Source organism: Streptomyces sp. NPDC043854 (assembly GCF_056436005.1).
This window is the reverse complement of the sequence record NZ_JBWKDK010000005.1, coordinates 141,309-159,277: the sequence shown is the minus strand read 5'-3', so window position 1 is coordinate 159,277 and position 17,969 is coordinate 141,309. Positions and strand designations below refer to the sequence as shown.

Here is a 17,969-nt window from a genome sequence, read left to right as displayed (position 1 = left end):
CGCTATCTCCCGTCGCCGTCAGGCGCGACCTCGACCTCCGGGGGCTCGCCGCGTTCCACGGAACGGCGGTTCTCCCGCCACGCGCGCACCCCGCTCTTCACCTGCTCGTACACCTCGTCGAACAGCTTGGGTGCGGTCGCTCCGATCAGCACCAGCACGATGTCCAGCCCGACCCCCATCGGGCTGGCGGTCCCGTCCGCCGTCCCCGCCCGCTCCCGGATCTCCAGGCCGCCGGCTTCCCTCAGTGCTTCGAGCTTGTGCTCCCGCTCCAGCCACGCCTTCAGCGCCCCGACGTCGGTCTCGCTCGCGCCCTGCGTCAGGCGCACGCGGACAGCGGTGTTCGCCATAGCCTCCCCCTTAGCCACGACTTGCCATGATGGCATGCGAGTTGATTGCACGGGGAGCCCTCGGCAGCGAATCGCACCGAGCCCCGCGGTGTGCATGACCGGACGGACTCCCATGGCTCGGGCAGCCCGTTCCACAGGCGGAACACCGTGGCCGCGCAGGTACTTCAGGAGTCCGGCGGAGGCCGCCTCCTCCGCGGCCCGGAGCTCCAAGTCCGTCTTCCCCGCCTTGCCGTGATCCGCACGTCGCCCTGGCGCGCCACCGGAACACGTGAGGGCCACTCACGACGGCGCCGAAACGTTCCTGGAGTGAAAACGGACATCCGAGCGGGTGACCGGGGCCGCTCCCGGCCTGCCGCCCGCACGGCGGTTCACTACACCCTTACCCGTGAGCACCGTCATCCTGCGCGTCGTACCCGCCCTTGCCCTCGCCCTCGCGGCGACGTTCCTCCCCCAAGCCGCCTCGGCCGAGCCGGCAGCACCGTCCGGCGGCGTGGAGGACGGACCGCCCGATCCCGTCGTCTTCGTCCACGGCTGGAACACCGACGGCTCGACGTGGGACAGCATGGCCGCACGCTTCCGGTCCGACGGCTGGCCGGCCGACCGGCTCCGCCAATGGACGTACCCGACCAGCCAATCCAATGCCACGACCGCCACGCAGCTCGCCGCCGAGATCGACCGCGTGCTGGCCGCCACCGGTGCCGCCAAGGTCGATGTCGTGTCCCACTCCATGGGCTCGCTCTCGTCCCGCTACTACCTCAGGAACCTTGGCGGAGACTCCAAGGTCGACGCGTGGGTCTCCTTGGCCGGCCCCAACCACGGCACCAACACGGCCTACTGGTGCGGCGGAGCGGCCTGCACCGAGATGCGGCCCGGCTCCGCGTTCCTCACGGAGCTCAACACCGGCGACGAAACCCCCGGTTCCCCGCGCTACGCCACCTGGATGTCGTCCTGCGACACCATCATCAACCCGGACACGACCGTCGCCTTGGCAGGAGCGGTAAACCACCAGACCGCCTGCCTCGGGCACACGGCCTTCCCCCTCGACGCCGAGGTCTACCGCGAGGTCCAGGCGCACATCCGCTGAACGCGTGGGAGATCGCCGTCCCGAGCAAGGACGGCGCGTTGCGTGGATGGATGTACGACCCTTATCTCCTGCCGTCCTGACCTGTTCGTTGGTGGAAGCCCCCGGTGCGGGCGGGCGGGAAGGCCCTGGCGAATCCGTGCCATGCCGTCCACTCGCTCCGCGCCTGCGCGGCAACGGCGTCGCGGCGCGTGTCGAAGTCCAGGAGCGGATCGGTGGCCGTGCGTCTCCTTTCGTATCGTCCTGTGGCCGTCAGGCCGACGGCTCTACCTCCGGGGTGCCGGAGTACCGGAGCCGGAACGGATTTGTTGCCTCCAGGGGCGTTCTGCTGCGGACCCCGCCTTCTAGAAAGGTTCAGCGGCCCGCAGGAGCGCCTGCGGAAGGTAGGGGGATTCGACGCGTATGGCCCAGCCGCGACGGCGGGCGTGGCAGGCCAGGGCGAGGACGTCGAAGTCGACGGCGGCGTCCGGATCGTCGGCGCGGTCGGCGACCTGGTAGTAGTCGCGGTGGGCTTCCAGCGCGTCGGCCAGGGCCAGGTTGAAGCTCTCCTCGTCCCCCTCCACGAGCTGCGACAGCAGCACGGCCGGCGGCATGGCGAAACCCCAGTCCTTGGCCTTCTCGGCCTGCTCCAGTGCCCGCTGCGCGGCCGGCTCGGGGTCGGCGCCCTTCAGGTAGGCGTGGAGGGCTTCGCGGTACGCACTGAAGGCGGAGCCGTCCGGTCGGGCGAAGGCAGGACCGGTGAGGACCAGCGGGGCGAGGTCCTCGCGTGCGCCGGTGATCAGGGCGAAGGCAGTGGCCTTCTGCCAGTTGCCGGCGTGGACCTCGGTATCCCGCTCGGCCGGGTAGCGCAGCTTCCGGCCGTCGACGGTGACCTCGACCCCGGTGCCCGGCTCCGCCAAGGCAATGCGGAACAGCGCCGCCCCCATCTGCGAGGCCAGTCTGAGGGTCGCGAGCTGGCCGTCCGTGACACCGCCGGAGCCCCCCGCGCGCCATTTGAAGAGGCGCTCCTGGTCGCCCATCACGCTCTCAAGCCGCCAGACGGCAAGGGGCTTTCCGTCGACGGAAGTGAACGCCTCCCGGACGTAGTCCTCGTACATGGTCTCGATCTGCGGGTCCACCGTCCGCTCGCAGGCTGGCCGCTCCACCGTCAGGGGCCCGGCGGCGAGCGCGGCGACCGCGTCCGGGCGCCTGTCCCGGCCGAATCCCGCGACCCGCGGGCCTCGGGTTTCGAAGCCGGTGACCAGTGCGTGCGGGAGGTAGTCGGTGTGGACGGCCGGCGCCCAGCCCAGGGTCCGGTACGCGAGCGCGGCGAGGGCGAGGGGGACCAGCGGGAGGAGGGTGCTCGGGGAGGCCGAGGAGCTGTGCAGGGCCCTGTGCCTGACCAGGAGGTCGGCCAGCGCGGTGTCGAAGGCATCCCGGTCCTCGGCGGCCAGGCCGCGCAGCGTGCGCAGCGCCGCGCTGTCCAGCCGGTCCAGGTGCGGCTCGCCGGTCTCCTCGGCGCGGACGCGGATCCGGTCCAGGGCCGCGTCGACGGCGGCGAGCTTGGCCTGCGCGCTCGGCGGATACTCCTCGTCGTCGCCTGTGTCGTCCAGGACCACGGCCATCAGTCCGGTGGCGAGCTCGCCGATCGGCGTTCCCTGCGCCTTCTCGGCGAACTTCTGCCGAGCGAAGTGGAAGGCCTCGCCGTGCCACTTCGCCTTGTCTCGGAGGACCGTCAGGCAGAGAGCGTCGATCCACCCCCCGGGCGTGACGCTCTCCTCGGGGGCGTCCTCGCCCGGGTCGTAGCTCATGCCGAAGTTCACGTACTCCAGGAATACCTGGAAGCTGCAGTGCGGGTGGTACGCGGCGTAGGCGACGGCGCCGGCCGCGGCTTCGGAGGCGTCCTTGAGGGCGGCCTTGGCTTCCGGGGTGTCGAGGTCGGGTGTCTCGACGGAGAGGGCGCCCAGATAGTCGAGGAACTCGTCGGCGATCGACTGCCATTCGTAGGTGGCCATCCGGCCGGCCCGCGACATGGACCGCACCTGACCCCCGATGCGGTTCGTGAAGTCCTCGCGTGCTGCCGACACAACGGCCTCGCCCACCTGGTGACGCTCTATCCGCATTGCCCTGCTCCTTGATCGAATCTCTGCGACAGCCTAGGCGCGGGATCTGACAGGCCGACGTTCCGACCAATTTGAACCCTCGCCCAGCTCGGCATCGGCTGGGCGCAGTAGCTGCGGCCGGCTGCCGACCTTGGGCACCGGGCTGCGGCGGCCGAGGAAACCCTGGGCCTACACGCGCCGTGCATGGCGTGCACCACTCTCACCAGATGACGGACCCCGGGCCGCGGCTGTGGTGTCAGTGCGCTGGGCTATCCTTCCGGCACCGCTCGCCGACCGTAGGGATCATCAGAGTTGACCGGCCTGTCTGCCTTTCCGCTGCCCTTTCAAGCGTCGCGTTCCATAGCCTTCGCGCAGCCCCGGACCCTGCGGGAGTTGGAGATGATGGAGTGCAGCGCGCACATCCGGGCGAAGCCGGGGTGGTTCGACAAGATGAACGATGCCGGCGTCGTCGCGCGGTGGACGCAGGAGGCGGTCGCCCAAGGGCTCACCGAAGCGCAGGTCCGGTACGTGCTCGCGGAACTCGGGCACTACGCCGCGCTGCGGGACGGACGGACCGGCATCGAGGTGTCCGCCGTCGACGGGGTGTGGCAGTCGGACACGCTGGTCGACGACAAGCTCGCATCCCGGTTGCGCGAGGCGGTCCGGGCCCTGGAAGAGGTCCCCGAGGCGGAACGGGACTGGCATCCGGGATCGGACGGGCAGGTGCTGGATCTGGTGCATCCCTCGCTGTTCTGCCTGGTGCGAGAGGTGAGCGGAGGGCCCGAGGGGGCTTGGCGGAACCCGACCGACCGCTACTCGAAGCACGAGTTCTCGGAGAAGTTCCAGTGGCTGCCCACGGACGTCGACGTCAGTGACGAGGGCGACGTCGCCTTCCGTTCGTACGTCAACAACGTCCACCCCGAGACCCATCACGAACTCGCCGCCGTCCTGCCGGACGTCTTCGCGCGCATGCGGCCGCTGTGGGAGAACGTGCTCACCGATCTGCGCCATCCGCGGCCGCTGCGGATCGAGGCCGATCCCTACGGGTGGTATGACTCGGAGCCGGAGTATCCGGTCAAGTCCTCCTTCAGTGATGACGCGGCCTACGCGGACGCCCGCAGTGCATGGGGGGAGGCTCACGACGCCTGGTGGGAGACCCGCCGCCCGGTCGTCCCGGACGCGCCGGACTTCACCCCGCCCGAGCTGCCCGATGAAGCCGCCCGGGTCGACCTGCGCGGCCGCCGCCTCCAGGTCATCGTCAAGCTCGCCACCATTCATCTCACCCCGGACAAGCCCGAGTACGCGGGCGGTTCCTGGCACGTCGAGGGGATGCTGAACGAGCGGATCGTCTCGACCGGCATCTACTACTGGGACAGCGAGAACATCACCGAGAGCCGGCTGGGTTTCCGCGCGGCGCTCGACGACCCGGACTACGAACAGAACGACGACGACGGGGTGCGTGAGGTCTACGGCCTGGAGAACGAAGACGCGCTCAACCAGGTGCTGGGATCGGCAGCGACGCCGGCGGGTCGCTGCCTGGCGTTCCCGAACGTCCTGCAACACCGCGTCGGCTCGTTCCGCCTCGAGGACCCCACCCGCCCGGGGCACCGCAAGATCCTTGCGTTCTTCCTGGTCGACCCCTCGACGACGATCGTCTCGACCTCCGACGTCCCGCCGCAGCAACCGTGGTCCGCTACCTCCACGATGACGCTTGAGCAGGCCAAGGAGTACCGCGAACAACTCATGCAGGAACGCAAGTTCTTCGTGGCCGAGCACAACGAACAGCTCTACGAACGGGAATTCTCCCTCTGCGAGCACTGATCGCTGTCAGGGCGGGGCAGGCCGTCAGGGCTTCTCCATCGCCGGGGTCTCCCTGACCTCGGCGATGGCGAAGCCCCAGCCCTGGCCGACCGTCGGTTTGGCCGGTACGGCCATCTCCCACGATCGTCGCGCACGACACCGGTGACGGCGACTTCGAGCTCGGTGCCGTACGCAGACAGGCCGATCGGTACGGCTCCACTCGCAGGCCGCCCGGCCACAGCCTGCGGCAGCGCCCGGGGGTACCGATGCCACGGCGGGGACGACCTGCCCCGTGCCCCGCCGTGGCTTCTCTCGGTGTCCCGAATCGGTCCCGGCCGCTCAGCTCACGCGTTCGATGCGCGCCCGACGGATCAGGTTCTTGCCGGGCTCCCGCACCTGCTCGAAAGCCGCGTTGTTCAGCAGCGCACAACTGCCCGACGGACCGGTCACCGTCACCGTCGTCGCACGACCGTTGTCCAGGTTCGTCACCTTCAGCTTCGTCCCCACCGGGAACGTACCGCTGCTCGCCGCCGGCGCACCCGCCTCACCCGACAACGTCACCGTCGCACCCGGACACACCACCTCCCCGGCCGCCGGAGCCGCCTGCGCACCCCCGGCACCCGCGGCACCGGACGCTCCGGCAGCCGGCGCGTTACCGCCACCAGCCACCCGTTCGATGCGCGCCCGACGGATCAGGTTCTTGCCGGGCTCCCGCACCTGCTCGAAAGCCGCGTTGTTCAGCAGCGCACAACTGCCCGACGGACCGGTCACCGTCACCGTCGTCGCACGACCGTTGTCCAGGTTCGTCACCTTCAGCTTCGTCCCCACCGGGAACGTACCGCTGCTCGCCGCCGGCGCACCCGCCTCGCCCGACAACGTCACCGTCGCACCCGGGCACACGACATCCGGGACGGCGGCATTGCCGGTCGCCACCGTCACGGCGACGCCTCCGGTCACCAGGGCTCCCGCGACCACAGAGAGCACGAGCTTCTTCCCAAGACTCATAGTCCGTTTCCTGGACATTGACACTCCTCGATTCGATGGACGCTCCCACCCCACGCCCTGCATACGAGCCTCGCCACACGCCGGTTCAGTCCTGTCACCGCCCTCACGAATCCATCCGCGCACGGGCCCTGGGCACTGCGCGGGCGCACCGCGAGGCTCGTGACTCATGCACTGCGTTCAAAGAAGCAGGTCACGACCTCGACGCCCACGGAAGTCGACGGGTGCACGGCGCCCCACCCAGGGCGTTGACCAAGGCGGGGCGAGAGGAAACCACAGGCACCTTTAAGGTTCACTTGATCCGCGCTTAACCGGTCCGGGCAAGGGCAGCAGCGAGCCGGGCTGCCGCCTCACGGCCGGGCCCGCGGGCCGTGGAGCCCGTGGAGCCGCCCTGGCTCTCGCCTACCGTTTTCGTCGATCGGCAGCAGCACACCGCGATTCGGCGGTGGGCCGGCGTCCGTACGGTCCGGCGGCCGTCTCCGGGTCCGGGTGGCCGGCGGTATGGCCTTGCTGCTCAGGTGGGCGGAGGGACGCGAGGCCGGCTTCCGCCCGTTCGGCCTGGTCCTCGGCTCCTCGGTCTACCACGTCGGGATCCAGCTCGGCCGGTGGTCCAAGAACCAGGAGCTCACCAAGCTGTCACAGGCCATGTACCACGCGCGCGAGCCGGCGATGAGCCGGATGGAGGCGGAGGCGAGCGCTCTGGGGCGGACGGGATCGTAGGGGTGTGGCTGGACATCGAGTTCAAGGAGTTCGGCTCGGACATCGCCGAGTTCATCGCGGTCGGCACGGCGGTGCGCCCGCTGCGCGACGACCACGCCATCGACCAGCCGACCGCGCACGGTGCTGAGCCTCGATGCGTGACCAGGAAGTGGAACTGCTCGCCGCGGTGCTGCGCCGGGGCAGCGCGGACCCTGGACCTGCCTGTACGTCGGAGTGCTGTCGGCGAACCTGGCGGATTCGCTGCCGTCCGGTGTTGTACGGGTCAAGCGCAGACGTTGAGTGGATCGATGCCCTGGCCCGGTTCCTGGCCGACGCTGCGGCATCGAACGCCCGCGCCCGCGAGGCCGTCGAGCGCTTGCTGACCTGACTGGCGGTGGACTCGTCGAACGTGATGCGGGTCCTCCGCAGGGCGCCGGGACGCTCGTTGCGTGCCGGCGCCGTGAGGGGGAACCGTGGCCGTCACAGGGCGGGGTCGGGGATCCAGGAGCCGTGGATCATGGCCGGGACGCGGCGCGGGAGATGGACCGTGGCGACCGGGGGCAGGCCGAGGTCCGAGGCGTCGAGGACCAGGAGCCGGGAGCCGTCGGAGTTGAGGTCGCTGACGACGGTGAGGAGATAGCCGCCGTCCTCCTCGGCGGCCCGGTCGGCGGGGACGAAGACGGCCTCGCTGGGGAGTCGGCCGGTGCCGAACTGCTTGATCTGGCGGGCGCCGGTGGCGCGGTCGTACTTGACCAGGGCGTGGGTGCCGGTGCCGAGGTCGTCGGGGAAGGACAGGGCGTACTGGTAGCGGTGCTCGCGTCCGGTGAACGCGTCGTTGATGGTGGGGAACTCGACCGTCAGGTCGTCGGTGTGCTCCTGCGCGACCCGGCCGGTGATGAGGTCCACGGTCCAGCGGGTGGCGCGGGAGCCGGAGTTGGGTTCGGCACCGCGGTCGGGGGCGCCGACCCACCAGTTCCAGGAGCGTTGCCAGCCCTCGCGCCCGACGGCCGGCCCTTCGATGACGATGCGGCCGAGGGCGTCCTCGTAGGCGTTGGCGAGGTGCATGGCGTAGCCGGGTGCCGTGTCGAACCAGCGGACCTGCCGGGCTCCGCCCTCGCCGCGGGGCATCACACCGATCCGGGTGGGCTGGGCGTCGCTCCAGGTGTACGGGATCCCGGAGTGGTCGGACGGGTCGAAGGTGACCGATCCCTCCAGGAAGACGACGTGGTGTTCGGTGAGGGCGAAGTCGTGCTTGAGGGCGGCGGTCGCGCCCGGGACCTCCTGGCTGCGCAGCACCGTGCCGTCGGGTGATGAGACGTGGTGGACGAGGAAGGGCGGGAGGGGGGAGGAGGCGAAGAAGTGGAGTTCGCCGGTGGCCGGGTCCTCCTTGGGGTGCGCGGTCATCGCGGAGGTGAGCTTGCCGTTCCAGTCGAAGGCGCCGACGGTCTCCAGGTCGGGGGTGATCTCGAAGGGGAGGTTCGACTCGCACAGGGCCAGGAGGCGTCCGGCGTGTTCGATGACGTGGGTGCCCGCGGTGCTGGCGGTCAGGTCGGGGCCGTTCTCGGTCATGTAGGGGGCGCCGTCGAGGGCGGGGGTGTGGACCCAGCGGTTTCGGTACCACTCGGCGCGGCCGTCGCGCAGGCGGATGCCGTGGACCATGCCGCTGCCCTTGAACCAGTGGGTGGGGGTGATGCCCGGCTTGGGGTTGTGGCTGTTGCGGATCAGACGGCCGGTCAGCTCGGGCGGGAGGGTGCCCTCGACGGTGAGTCCGGTGGCGGTGATCTCGTCGGCGACCGGGGTGTAGTGGCCGGTGAGGTAGGGCGGCTTGGTGGTCATGGTGAGTGGTCCTTTCGGGGTGGGGTGGGGCGTATCGGGTGCGTATCGGGGTGCGTATGGGCGCGTGCTGGGTGCGTGTCGGGTGTGGGTGCGGGGGCGGTCAGGCGCGTTCCGCCGTGGTCTTCAGGGCTGCCAGCCAGCGCTCCAGGGACTGCCGGAGGGCCTGGCCGAGTACCTCGGGGTCGGCGTCGACGGGAGCTCCGCTCCAGGACTCCTCGGTGCGGACGGTCACCGTGCCGTCGGCCGTCTCGTGGAAGGTCCAGACGTGGATGCCCTCGATGCCGTGCGCAGGGCCGCCCCAGACGATGCGGTGGCCGGGGACGACCTCCAGGACCGTGGAGGTGATGTCGAGCCCGTGGGTGTGCCAGTGGAATACGGCCCCGACCGCGAGCGGGCCGGTGGGCTCGGCGCGGGTGATGTCGGGGTTCCAGGTGGGCCAGGCTGCGATGTCGGTGTGCAGGCTCCAGAGGCGGGCGAGCGGGGCGCGGACGGTGGTGGCGAGCCGTACGACGGCGGGGGCGGACTCGTCAATGGTGCAAGGGGCAGGGGTCTTGGGGTTCATTGGTGGGCTCCTTCGGTGGTGTTGTCGTCGGCGGTGGTGTTCTCGTCGTCGGTGGTCTGGTTGTCGGTGGTCTGGTTGTCGGTGGTCTGGTTGTCGGTGGTCTGGTTGTCGGTGGTCTGGTTGTCGGTGGTCTGGTTGTCGGTGGTTTTGCCGTCGGCGGCCGGGTCCGGGGTGGCCCCCGAAGTGGGTCCGGCGGTGGCTCGGCGGGGTAGCAGCGGGGTGAGGGCTGCGGCTGCGGCGGCAGTGGCGGCGGCCAGGAGGAAGGCCGCCCGGTAGCCGTCGGCAAGGGCAGCCGGGTCTTCGGCGGGGCCACCGCCGGCGGCGGCGGTGGTGACGGCGGCGAGGGTTCCGAGCAAGGCCAGGCCCACGGCGCCGCCGAGCTGGCGGGTGGTGTTGACCAGCCCGCCGGCCACTCCGGCGTCCGCCGGGCGGACGCCGTTCACCGCGGCACCGGTGAGCTGGACGAAGGCGATGCCGAGGCCGAGGCCGATGAGGGCGGTCGGGCCGGCAAGCCCGGCCAGGGTGGCGCCCGGCGTGCTGAGGAGGGCCAGCCAGACGAGTCCGGCGGCCTGGGCGAGGAGACCGGCGGCCAGGGTGCGGTACGGGCCCAGCAGGCGGGCCAGGCGCGGGGCCAGTGAGGAGCCGAGCATGTTCGCGGCGGCGAGCGGGACTTGGGCCAGGCCGGCGGCCATGGGGCCGGCGCCGAGAACCTGTTGCTGGAGCAGCGGGAGGTAGAAGAACAGTCCGACCCAGACGGCGCCGAGCAGGGCCATCAGGAGGTTGGCCGGGGCGACGAGCCCCTGGCGGAGCAGCCCGGGCGGCAGCAGCGGCGCCGGGTGGCGGCGCTCGGCCCTCAGGAAGAGGAGCAGCAGGAGTCCGGCGGCGGCGAGCGGCCCGAGGACGTACGGGTCGGCCGGGCCGGAGCTGCGGATGGCGGTGAGCCCGTAGACCAAGGCGGCGACCGCGGCGGTGACGGACAGCGCGCCGGTGAGGTCGACGCGTGTCCGGTCGGCGGCTGCGCGGGGGCGGACGGGATCGGCAGGGACCAGGCGGAGTGCCGCGGCGAGGGCGAGGGCGGCGCCGAGTCCGCAGGCGTGGAAGATCCAGGGCCAGCCGAAGGCCTCGGTCAGCACGCCGCCGAGCAGTACCCCGGCTGCGCCGCCGGCTCCGGAGACCGCGCCCCACACCCCGAGGGCACGGGCGCGTGCGCCACCGGGCGGGAAGAGCCGGACGACGAGGGCCAGCGCGGCGGGGGCGGCCACGGCGGCGCCGACGCCCTGGGCGACTCGGGCACCGATGAGCGGCCAGGGAGTGCCGGCCAGTGCGGCTGCCTCCGATGCGGCGGCGAACAGGCCCAGTCCGGCGGTGAGGGCCCGGCGGGCGCCGGCCAGATCGGCGGCGCGGCCGCCAAGGAGCAGGAGAGCCCCGAAGGCGAGACCGTAGGCGTTGACCACCCAGGACATACCGGTGTCGGACAGGGTCACACCGTCCCGGATGTGCGGCAGCGCGACGTTGACGACGGATGTGCTGAGAACGACGAGGAACTGTGCGGCGGCCAGCGCTGCGAGCACGCCCCGGCCTCCGGCGCGGCTGCCCGCACCGCCTTGCCCGCCCGGCCCTTCCGCGAGGTGCGGCATGACGGCAAACTCCCTTCCCGCATGCATGTGTGGTTAACCACTCACTCTTTGGCTCTGAAAGAGGGCGGCCCGGCCGGATGACCGACGCAGGCCGCCCGCCCCGCCCACGGAGGCCGGGGCCGGGGCCCGACTCAGTAGTGCCTGATGCCTGCGGCCAGCGTGCGCATCCAGGGCGCATCCGCCCCGCCCGCTTCACCCGCCTCGTCCACCTCTCCCGCCGCTTCCACGCCGAGCGAGACGACGAGGTGGCAGAGCATGCCGACCGCGAAGAACTCCTGGATTTGCCGCTCGTCCCCGCCGGAGGCGCCCCGGACGTACTCCACGACCCGGGCGTACCCCGCGCGGACCGCCTCCCGGATCACCGGCTCGGAGACGGCCGCCGCTTGGGCGTGCAGTTGGACCAGCAGCAGATCGTTGTCGCTGATCAGCCGGGCGTACGCGTCCCCCATGGAGGCCAGGACGAGCTCCGGCGAGACACCCTCCGCCTCGGCGGCGCCGCGCTCCAGAGCGGCGCGGACCTGGGTGAAACAGTGATCGACCACCGCGGCGAACAGGGCCTCCTTGTTCGGGAAGAGCCGGTAGACGTACGCCTGGGAGATGCCGGCCGCCTTGGCGACCTCCGTGGTGGTGGTCCCGAAGTATCCCCGGGCCGCAAAGGCGCCGATCGCGGTACGGAGCACCGTCTCGCGGCGTTCCTCGGCTGTGGAGAGTTGGCGTTGCCGTTCCATTCCCATGTGAGTAATAAACCACTCACACTTCGCGGCGTCAACACCTGCTGGAACAGAGGCAGTCGGGCGGCAGCGCCCCACACCTCCCCTCGATCGAGTCAGTGGGCCGGCCAAGTCGCGCCGGCTCCGGGTGCCGAGGCTGCCACGCGGGTGGGCCCGTGCCGTGGGGCGGACCCGGTATCCGGGCAGGTGAGCGGCAAGGCTAGCCTGCCGGGATGCACTGGGGAAGAACTCTGATCCTGTCGACGGCCGCGATCATGCTCGCGGCCGGCTGTACCACCACGTCCGCGTCGACTCCGTCGTCCGAAGCGACGCCGTCGGGCCGAGCGGGCGTCCTGGCGGACCCGGGCGTGCTGCAGGGCCGGTGGTGGAGCTGGGCGGCGTCCACCCCGCGGAGTTCCAACCCGGTGAGGGACCCGGACGGGACCTTCTGCGCCGAGAACCAGGCCGCGGACGTGTGGTTCTTGGCCGGCAACTTCGGCGGGCGGAGCGAGCGGAAGTGTTCCGTGCCGGCGGGCCGGCCCGTGGCCTTCCCCGTGGTGAACTTCACCGGCACCGCACAGGACTGCAAGAACGCGATGGCCGGAGCCAACGGCACGGCCCTGCTCGACGGCAAGCCCCTGGACGTCACTCGGCAGCCGGCGGTACCGATCCACATCAAGGGGGTCGAAGGCAACCCCGTCACCGGCGAGTCCGGCACGCTCCGCACGCAAGCCTGCGGCCTGTGGGTTCGGCTCGACTCCCTGCCGGCCGGCTCGCACACCCTCGCCATCTCCGGCTCCTCGGGCGACTTCCGTCTCGACGTCACATACGCCCTCCAAGTCGGCTGAACTGCCGCAGCGGGCACCGACGCGGCCGGCCGGGGCGACCTGGCAGCAGCCGTCGACCGCATCCGGGACGCCATCACACACGGCCAGGATCCGGTCCAACGCGCCGTCTGGCACGGCCTGCCGGCCTCCTGGAGCCTTACGCGCTGCGACCTCGCGACCGGGCGTACGGCGCAGCAGGACGCCCTGACCCAGCTGGCGGCGGCGGAACGCGCGGGCCGTCGGCGATGGACGACCTGTTCAACGGCCGTCCGATGGAGGTCGAGGACGTCGGCCGCGGCCTGCTCCAGAGCGGCTTCTGGCACTTCCTCCCGTCCGAGCCGGCCCTGACGGACATCGCCCGGTCCGGACGGTTCACCGTGGCGGCCGCTCCGGAGCCGTCCGCGCCGAGAGCGCGGTGCCGCTCCGCCTGCCCCGGGGAGCCTCCCGCAGCTCGCCGACCAGTCGGCCGCTCTCTGCCGCGAGGTCGCGCCAGAAGGCCTCCACCTGCCTTCGACGCTCCGGTCTACATGCACCGCAACGCGGAGGGTCATTCAAAATCCCTCAAGGTCAGACCGGCAGCATCAGATCGCTCTCGCTGATGGTGTACGTCAGCAGGGGGTAAATGAAGTCCGCTTCTTTGTTCTCGCGGCGCCGTAGTTGGTAAAACTCGCGCCTCTGCTCATCGTCGGCCGACATGAGGCGCACACCCTGCGGGAGGTATACATGTCCGTCGCGAAACCGAACAAACGTCTTTGATGTTCGAAACGTTACACCCAACCATTCGTTGGCCGCCGCCTGGACGGACTTGTCCAATACGATTTTATGCCTGAGTCGCCGATTCGAGTCGACAGAAAACGCGACGATACTGTTGTGGGCGAGGGGGATCTCGAACTTCTCACCACCGGACCCCTTTGATTCGAAGATCAGCTTCCTCGGCGGGGTCGCTTCGGGGTGTTGGTAACAGGAGAAGACGGCGATAAACGACTCGTTGGCCAGGTCGAGGGCTTGATCGGAATGGCTGCCCATGGTCGTGTAAGCGTTCGTGTAGCTCTCGATGAGAGCGTTGTTGAAGCCGATCGGGAGCGCCGCACGTTCTTGAATCTGTTGCGCCAGCCGTTCGTGCACCGCCCGGAAACGCTGCGTCGGACTGCTGTATCGAGTGGTAGTACGTACGAGAGGCACACCACCCGCCTCGTCGATCTTGGTAAGCGTGGCGCCTCGCCGGCCTTTTCCCAGGTCTTCCCAACGAACCGACGCGGACAGCTCCGCAAAGAGATTCTCGTCGGTGCGCAAATCGCGCGAGAGGATCTCATCCAAGATCCTAGACTCGGGGGGCAATGTAGTCTCCCGTGTTCATACTGAAGAGAAATTTGTCGCCGTAATCAATGAAGGACGAGGTCCGGTTCTCCTCGGCGTACAGCCTGCGCAGCTCGTTCATGCTGGCCGGCGTGGGTGGCCCCAGCTTCGCCAAATCTCCGGCCACTTTGAGGAACGTGCGGCCGTTCTTGTGAACGGCTTCGGCACTCGAGCAGCGCACCACGTATCCCAGGCGGGTCGGGAGCAACTCGGCATCCAGCGATGAGGGACGGATTTCGTGCGTATACAGGCGGTTGGTGGACAGCGGCATGAAGAACACGGAGCCGGGGTAGAGAGTCAGGGTGAAATGTGGGGGGAGCGCGACCCCGTCGCGTTTTTCGGTCGGCTCCTTGAGGCGAAAGTGGAGTTTGGTCAGCCCGCTGGCACCCTTCACACCATGGTCGAAGGCGTCTTCGGCCAGGGGCTGCAGCTTGTCGAGCCGGTCATAGAAGGTGCAGAATGCCATGATGCCATTGACGGGCATGTCCTTGGTCTTGTCGGCATGGGCCGAGATCTTGGCTTTGGACTGCTTGCGCTCGGCCGTGGCAAGGGTGTTGTGGTAGATCTGAGCGAGGACGTGATTCAGCGGTGCCTGGTTCCGGAAGACGGCGGCGGCCTCGCGGTTCAGAGCCTCGACGATGCGCGTGTCGGTCGGGCGAAAGCTCTCGGTCGGCCCCGAGAGATTCGTGGAGCACCGGAGCAGGCGGAAATGCAGTTCGTCACCGTTTCGTGTGACGGGCGTCAGATAGATTCCGCTGCGATGGGCTGTTCCAGGCTTGGTGGACTCCGTCAGGGACTGGAACGCGTGCTCCGCACGGATCCGTCCGAAGTGATCGGCGCCGAGCCCGAAAAAGCGCCGGTAGTACACACCGAGGCCGTGTACGCGGATGGGAACTCGGCCGAGGTCGACGAGGGTCCACGGTTTGGCGACGTCCTCGTGGTAACCGTGCGATAGCTCCCGGATAACGAATACCCGGGCAGCCGCATGCAGTTGGGGGCTGCTGATCCCGGATATGTCGCCACACAGGTAGACGGTCTTCTGCGCGAGGTCGGGCGAACCAGAAGCAAGGTCCTCGGGCGTGATTACGGACCCGAAGAAGTCCCTGATCAAGTTATTACCTTGCAACATCGAAGGCGCGACCAAGGTGTTGCTCGCATCCTCGATGCAGGCTTCTGTCGGCTCTGTTGTGTACATCAAACGGTACCTGTCATTCGCAGATATGATCTCGCTGGATTGCCCAAAACCGTGAACACGACAAACGGCCCGCACTCTTTCATTTGCGTTGCGCAACGTAAACGAAAAGAGACGGACCGTCGAACCTTGATACTCTCACGGGGCTTGACGGCGGGCAACGGGGTTCTGCTGTACGGGCGGTGTGCGCAGCTGCTCGGCGACGTAGTGCGGCCGGGCGGACAGCCCGCGGCGATCGGGCCGTACCAGTCAGGTGTATTCCTTGGTCGGAGCACCGAATCAGACGAAGGCCGCTTGCACGCACGGCGGTTACCGAACCGAGTGATCGAGTTCGACACACCGCATCTGGAATTCGACTAGGACCGCGTCGCCCTCCTGCAATCGCCCCCAGACGACTCGCCCCGCCCGACCGGCGCGCTGCGGTCGTACGGGTCGACCTCCGTGCCGGCCTCGTCCGCCCGGCGGTCCGTACCGAAGGGCGGGACGAAGTAGCCCGTGGGGGCGCCGCAACCACCGTTGGTCATGTCGTACTTGTACGAGACGATCGAGAACCTGCCCGGCTCGGTGATCACCTTGTCAGGGTCGTCCCAGCTCAGGACCAGCTCGCGCCGGACGATCGTGCGCACGATCTCGTCGTCGCCGCCCGCGTCCGCGCGGGTGACCGGGTAGACGAAGGTGACGTCGGCGGTCACCTGGAGCGCACCGCGCTCGCCCTCCCGATAGGTGAGCCGGCCCCGGGTCTTCACGACGTCGCCGACCAGGTGGGTGCGGGAGGGCTGGAAGCGGCTGAAGAGGAGGAGGGGGTCGTTCTTCTCGCTCGGGGTTTGGAAAGCGGTTTTCAGAAGGTCTTGGACGTCCTTCTGGTGGGGGTTGATCAGTGCAATCGCCTTCTCGGGGCGCTCGCCCCGCAGCACCTCGCGGTCCAGGCCGGACGCGACGAGGAAGTCTCGGCTGCGGGCGAGGGCCCGCTCGACCTCGGCCGCGCTCATCCAGCCGACAGCCTCGGCCTTCGGCACGGTGATCCCCGCCGCTCCATTCGCCCAGCTCGCCGCCGGCGAGCCGCGGAACGGCTCCTCCCTGGTGGGGCGTTGGGCCGCCTCCGCCGGGGGTGCCTGGGTCGGGCGGGCGGTCTCGGCCGCCAGCGGCGGGGAGTCAGCGCCGTCGAACAGGTCCACCATCTGCGCCGGCGCGAGCGCCACCACCGCCAGCAGCACCAGCGAGGCCAGCAGCCCGACCAGGTACCAGCCCGTGCGCCGCTTGGGCCGCGCGGGCGTGTAGCTGCGCCAGCCCTCCGGGCCGCGGCCGGGCTCCGCGCGCAGCCGCTTTGCCACCTCGCGGGCCCGCGCCGACGGCTCCTTGGGCGCATCGGCGGCACCCGCCACCGACTCGCGCAAAAACCGCTCCCACTCCTCGTCGGACCTGGACGAGCCGTCCGGCTCCGTACCCGCGCCCATCCCCAACCCCCTGGCAATCAGTAGACCGCGGCCCACTCCCCTGGGACGCGTCCGCATAATGACACAAAGCGCTGACAGCGAGGCGGGCCGGGTGGACGGTCTGGGTGCGCCACCTTTCCCAACTGGCCGACCGAAGCGCCACATCGGGGTACAGCCGGCCGCTCGCCGGCCCGGAGGGTGCAAGCCTGGAGGTGAGGAGGCCGGGAGCCCGACCCCGTCAGCGGAGCAAAGCTGTGCGACCCCCTGTGGGACGGTGCAATCTCGTTCGGCCTGGTCAGTTCCCTGAAACAGGGGTGTTCCAATGTGTCCGGCCCGCTTGTGCAGCCAATTGGGAGTGTTGTCTTCCAGGGCTCGCGGCCTCGGGCGGGTGACGGGGGGCTGGTCGAACGCGGTAGCGCTGTTCTCGGCACGCCGGGCACCGGTCCAGCGGCCGCACACAACGGAAGACGTCATGGCCAGGTACAGCGAGGGCGGTCAGATGGCTGCACAGCGCGGCGCGCCACGAGCGGCAGCTCCGCCGTCCCCGCTGCGGCACGGGACACACGCCGCGGCCTCCGCGGTCGCCGCTACTTCCGGGGACCGGCACTGGTGGTCGCGGTGGAGCCCGGGTGTGAGGGGGCGGGAAAACCGCTGGTGGGACTTCGCCTGCCTCCGGTTATCCTGCCTCGTCCTGTACAGGCCAAGGAGGTCCCCCACCATGAGCGGCACCACGTCGTCCTTTTCCGAGCGGCTCGAACTCTCGGGGGAAGGTCTCGTCCTGCGTGACTGGACGGAGGCGGACCTGGCCGCCATGCCGGAGCTGTTCGACCACGCGGACATCGCCTACTGGACGCCCATCGCCTCGCCCTTCGACGCAGCGGCCGCCCACGCACGACTGGCCCGGAGCCGACGGCTCCGGGCGGAGGGCACGGCCATCCTCCTCGCCATCACCGTCGACGGCGGCGCGCCGCTCGGCGAGGTGATGCTGCGGCGCGCCCCCGAAGGCACGGAGCTCGGCTACGCCGTCGGGCCGGCGCACCGGGGCCAGGCGCTGGCGGTGCGGGCGGTGCGGGTGATGGCCTCGTACGCCTTCGAGCAGTTGAGCGCTGAGCAGGTGATCCTGGAACTGGAGGCCGAGAACGCGGCCAGCGTCGCCGTCGCCACCAAGGCGGGCTTCAGGCTGCTCGATGTGCCGCTCATCACGGGTGAGGAGAAGGGACGGCCCTACTCCCTGCAGACGTGGGGTCTGGACCGCCCCTGACCCAGGCCGATCTGCCCTTCGCGCCCGCCGCCATGCTGCCGCTCAGCTCGACGGGACCCCCGACGGACGTGTCGTGGCCTGATGCCATCAGCCGCCTTGGCTTGGCGTGCAGGGCGCGTATCCGGTTGCGGTCAATCTGCGGGAT

15 protein-coding genes are annotated in these 17,969 nt (G+C 69.9%); 5 read left to right on the top strand and 10 right to left on the bottom strand.

What is annotated here, in order from left to right; genetic code table 11:
- Positions 1–2 precede the first annotated feature (2 nt).
- Complete coding sequence (locus AC068A_RS07135) at positions 3–347, bottom strand: hypothetical protein (protein ID WP_478581868.1); 345 nt, start codon at positions 345–347, stop codon at positions 3–5.
- A gap of 385 nt (positions 348–732) precedes the next feature.
- Between AC068A_RS07135 and AC068A_RS07130 the strand changes: the two genes are divergently transcribed.
- The gene (locus AC068A_RS07130) at positions 733–1,431 is read left to right on the top strand and encodes an esterase/lipase family protein (protein ID WP_478581866.1); all 699 of its coding nucleotides are present in this window, start codon (positions 733–735) and stop codon (positions 1,429–1,431) included.
- A 341-nt stretch (positions 1,432–1,772) separates the two neighbouring features.
- Here the strand turns inward: AC068A_RS07130 and AC068A_RS07125 are convergent, their stop codons facing one another.
- The gene (locus AC068A_RS07125; RefSeq protein ID WP_478581864.1) at positions 1,773–3,530 is read right to left on the bottom strand and encodes an immunity 49 family protein; all 1,758 of its coding nucleotides are present in this window, start codon (positions 3,528–3,530) and stop codon (positions 1,773–1,775) included.
- A gap of 291 nt (positions 3,531–3,821) precedes the next feature.
- On the opposite strand from AC068A_RS07125, the gene AC068A_RS07120 reads away from it, so the two are divergent.
- Positions 3,822–5,330 (top strand): DUF4246 domain-containing protein, encoded by a 1,509-nt coding sequence (locus AC068A_RS07120; RefSeq protein WP_478581862.1) that lies wholly within the window; start codon positions 3,822–3,824, stop codon positions 5,328–5,330.
- Positions 5,331–5,648: 318 nt separating this feature from the next.
- Here AC068A_RS07120 and AC068A_RS07115 read toward each other — a convergent pair whose 3' ends face one another.
- Complete coding sequence (locus AC068A_RS07115) at positions 5,649–6,314, bottom strand: RlpA-like double-psi beta-barrel domain-containing protein (RefSeq protein ID WP_478581860.1); 666 nt, start codon at positions 6,312–6,314, stop codon at positions 5,649–5,651.
- Between the two features lie 498 nt (positions 6,315–6,812).
- Between AC068A_RS07115 and AC068A_RS07110 the strand changes: the two genes are divergently transcribed.
- On the top strand, positions 6,813–7,031 hold the full coding sequence (locus AC068A_RS07110) for a YbjQ family protein (protein ID WP_478581859.1): 219 nt from the start codon (positions 6,813–6,815) through the stop codon (positions 7,029–7,031).
- A 459-nt stretch (positions 7,032–7,490) separates the two neighbouring features.
- On the opposite strand, the gene AC068A_RS07105 is transcribed toward AC068A_RS07110, so the two are convergent.
- The 4 genes from AC068A_RS07105 to AC068A_RS07090 form a co-directional block, all read right to left on the bottom strand.
- Positions 7,491–8,846, bottom strand: a complete 1,356-nt coding sequence (locus AC068A_RS07105) for a carotenoid oxygenase family protein (protein ID WP_478581856.1) — start codon at positions 8,844–8,846, stop codon at positions 7,491–7,493.
- Positions 8,847–8,946: 100 nt separating this feature from the next.
- Positions 8,947–9,408 carry an SRPBCC family protein gene (locus AC068A_RS07100; protein WP_478581853.1) on the bottom strand — a complete coding sequence of 154 codons (462 nt, stop codon included), beginning with the start codon at positions 9,406–9,408 and terminating at the stop codon, positions 8,947–8,949.
- Positions 9,405–11,045 carry an MFS transporter gene (locus tag AC068A_RS07095; protein ID WP_478581851.1) on the bottom strand — a complete coding sequence of 547 codons (1,641 nt, stop codon included), beginning with the start codon at positions 11,043–11,045 and terminating at the stop codon, positions 9,405–9,407. Before AC068A_RS07095 ends, AC068A_RS07100 begins: the two co-directional genes overlap by 4 nt.
- A gap of 131 nt (positions 11,046–11,176) precedes the next feature.
- Positions 11,177–11,779, bottom strand: a complete 603-nt coding sequence (locus tag AC068A_RS07090; protein WP_478581848.1) for a TetR/AcrR family transcriptional regulator — start codon at positions 11,777–11,779, stop codon at positions 11,177–11,179.
- A 209-nt stretch (positions 11,780–11,988) separates the two neighbouring features.
- Here AC068A_RS07090 and AC068A_RS07085 point away from each other — a divergent pair, with 209 nt between their 5' ends.
- Entirely contained in the window at positions 11,989–12,603 is a 615-nt protein-coding gene (locus tag AC068A_RS07085; protein WP_478581845.1) for a signal protein, read from the top strand.
- 546 nt (positions 12,604–13,149) lie between these two features.
- Here the strand turns inward: AC068A_RS07085 and AC068A_RS07080 are convergent.
- The 3 genes from AC068A_RS07080 to AC068A_RS07070 form a co-directional block, all read right to left on the bottom strand.
- Complete coding sequence (locus tag AC068A_RS07080; RefSeq protein WP_478581842.1) at positions 13,150–13,920, bottom strand: hypothetical protein; 771 nt, start codon at positions 13,918–13,920, stop codon at positions 13,150–13,152.
- Positions 13,904–15,133, bottom strand: a complete 1,230-nt coding sequence (locus AC068A_RS07075; protein WP_478581839.1) for a hypothetical protein — start codon at positions 15,131–15,133, stop codon at positions 13,904–13,906. Before AC068A_RS07075 ends, AC068A_RS07080 begins: the two co-directional genes overlap by 17 nt.
- Positions 15,134–15,486: 353 nt before the next feature.
- Positions 15,487–16,584, bottom strand: coding sequence for a hypothetical protein (locus AC068A_RS07070; protein ID WP_478581837.1), 1,098 nt, complete (start codon positions 16,582–16,584; stop codon positions 15,487–15,489).
- 697 nt (positions 16,585–17,281) lie between these two features.
- Between AC068A_RS07070 and AC068A_RS07065 the strand changes: the two genes are divergently transcribed.
- Positions 17,282–17,824, top strand: coding sequence for a GNAT family N-acetyltransferase (locus tag AC068A_RS07065; RefSeq protein WP_478581834.1), 543 nt, complete (start codon positions 17,282–17,284; stop codon positions 17,822–17,824).
- Positions 17,825–17,969 lie beyond the last annotated feature (145 nt).

What these genes read in the sequence shown, in the direction of transcription:
- AC068A_RS07105 (WP_478581856.1), bottom strand. Translation starts at nt 8,846, where the DNA reads ATGACCACCAAGCCGCCCTACCTCACCGGCCACTACACCCCGGTCGCC.
- AC068A_RS07090 (WP_478581848.1), bottom strand. Translation starts at nt 11,779, where the DNA reads ATGGGAATGGAACGGCAACGCCAACTCTCCACAGCCGAGGAACGCCGC.
- AC068A_RS07085 (WP_478581845.1), top strand. Translation starts at nt 11,989, where the DNA reads ATGCACTGGGGAAGAACTCTGATCCTGTCGACGGCCGCGATCATGCTC.
- AC068A_RS07115 (WP_478581860.1), bottom strand. Translation starts at nt 6,314, where the DNA reads ATGAGTCTTGGGAAGAAGCTCGTGCTCTCTGTGGTCGCGGGAGCCCTG.
- AC068A_RS07065 (WP_478581834.1), top strand. Translation starts at nt 17,282, where the DNA reads ATGAGCGGCACCACGTCGTCCTTTTCCGAGCGGCTCGAACTCTCGGGG.
- AC068A_RS07095 (WP_478581851.1), bottom strand. Translation starts at nt 11,045, where the DNA reads ATGCCGCACCTCGCGGAAGGGCCGGGCGGGCAAGGCGGTGCGGGCAGC.
- AC068A_RS07075 (WP_478581839.1), bottom strand. Translation starts at nt 15,133, where the DNA reads ATGTACACAACAGAGCCGACAGAAGCCTGCATCGAGGATGCGAGCAAC.
- AC068A_RS07135 (WP_478581868.1), bottom strand. Translation starts at nt 347, where the DNA reads ATGGCGAACACCGCTGTCCGCGTGCGCCTGACGCAGGGCGCGAGCGAG.
- AC068A_RS07110 (WP_478581859.1), top strand. Translation starts at nt 6,813, where the DNA reads ATGGCCTTGCTGCTCAGGTGGGCGGAGGGACGCGAGGCCGGCTTCCGC.
- AC068A_RS07100 (WP_478581853.1), bottom strand. Translation starts at nt 9,408, where the DNA reads ATGAACCCCAAGACCCCTGCCCCTTGCACCATTGACGAGTCCGCCCCC.
- AC068A_RS07070 (WP_478581837.1), bottom strand. Translation starts at nt 16,584, where the DNA reads ATGGGCGCGGGTACGGAGCCGGACGGCTCGTCCAGGTCCGACGAGGAG.
- AC068A_RS07125 (WP_478581864.1), bottom strand. Translation starts at nt 3,530, where the DNA reads ATGCGGATAGAGCGTCACCAGGTGGGCGAGGCCGTTGTGTCGGCAGCA.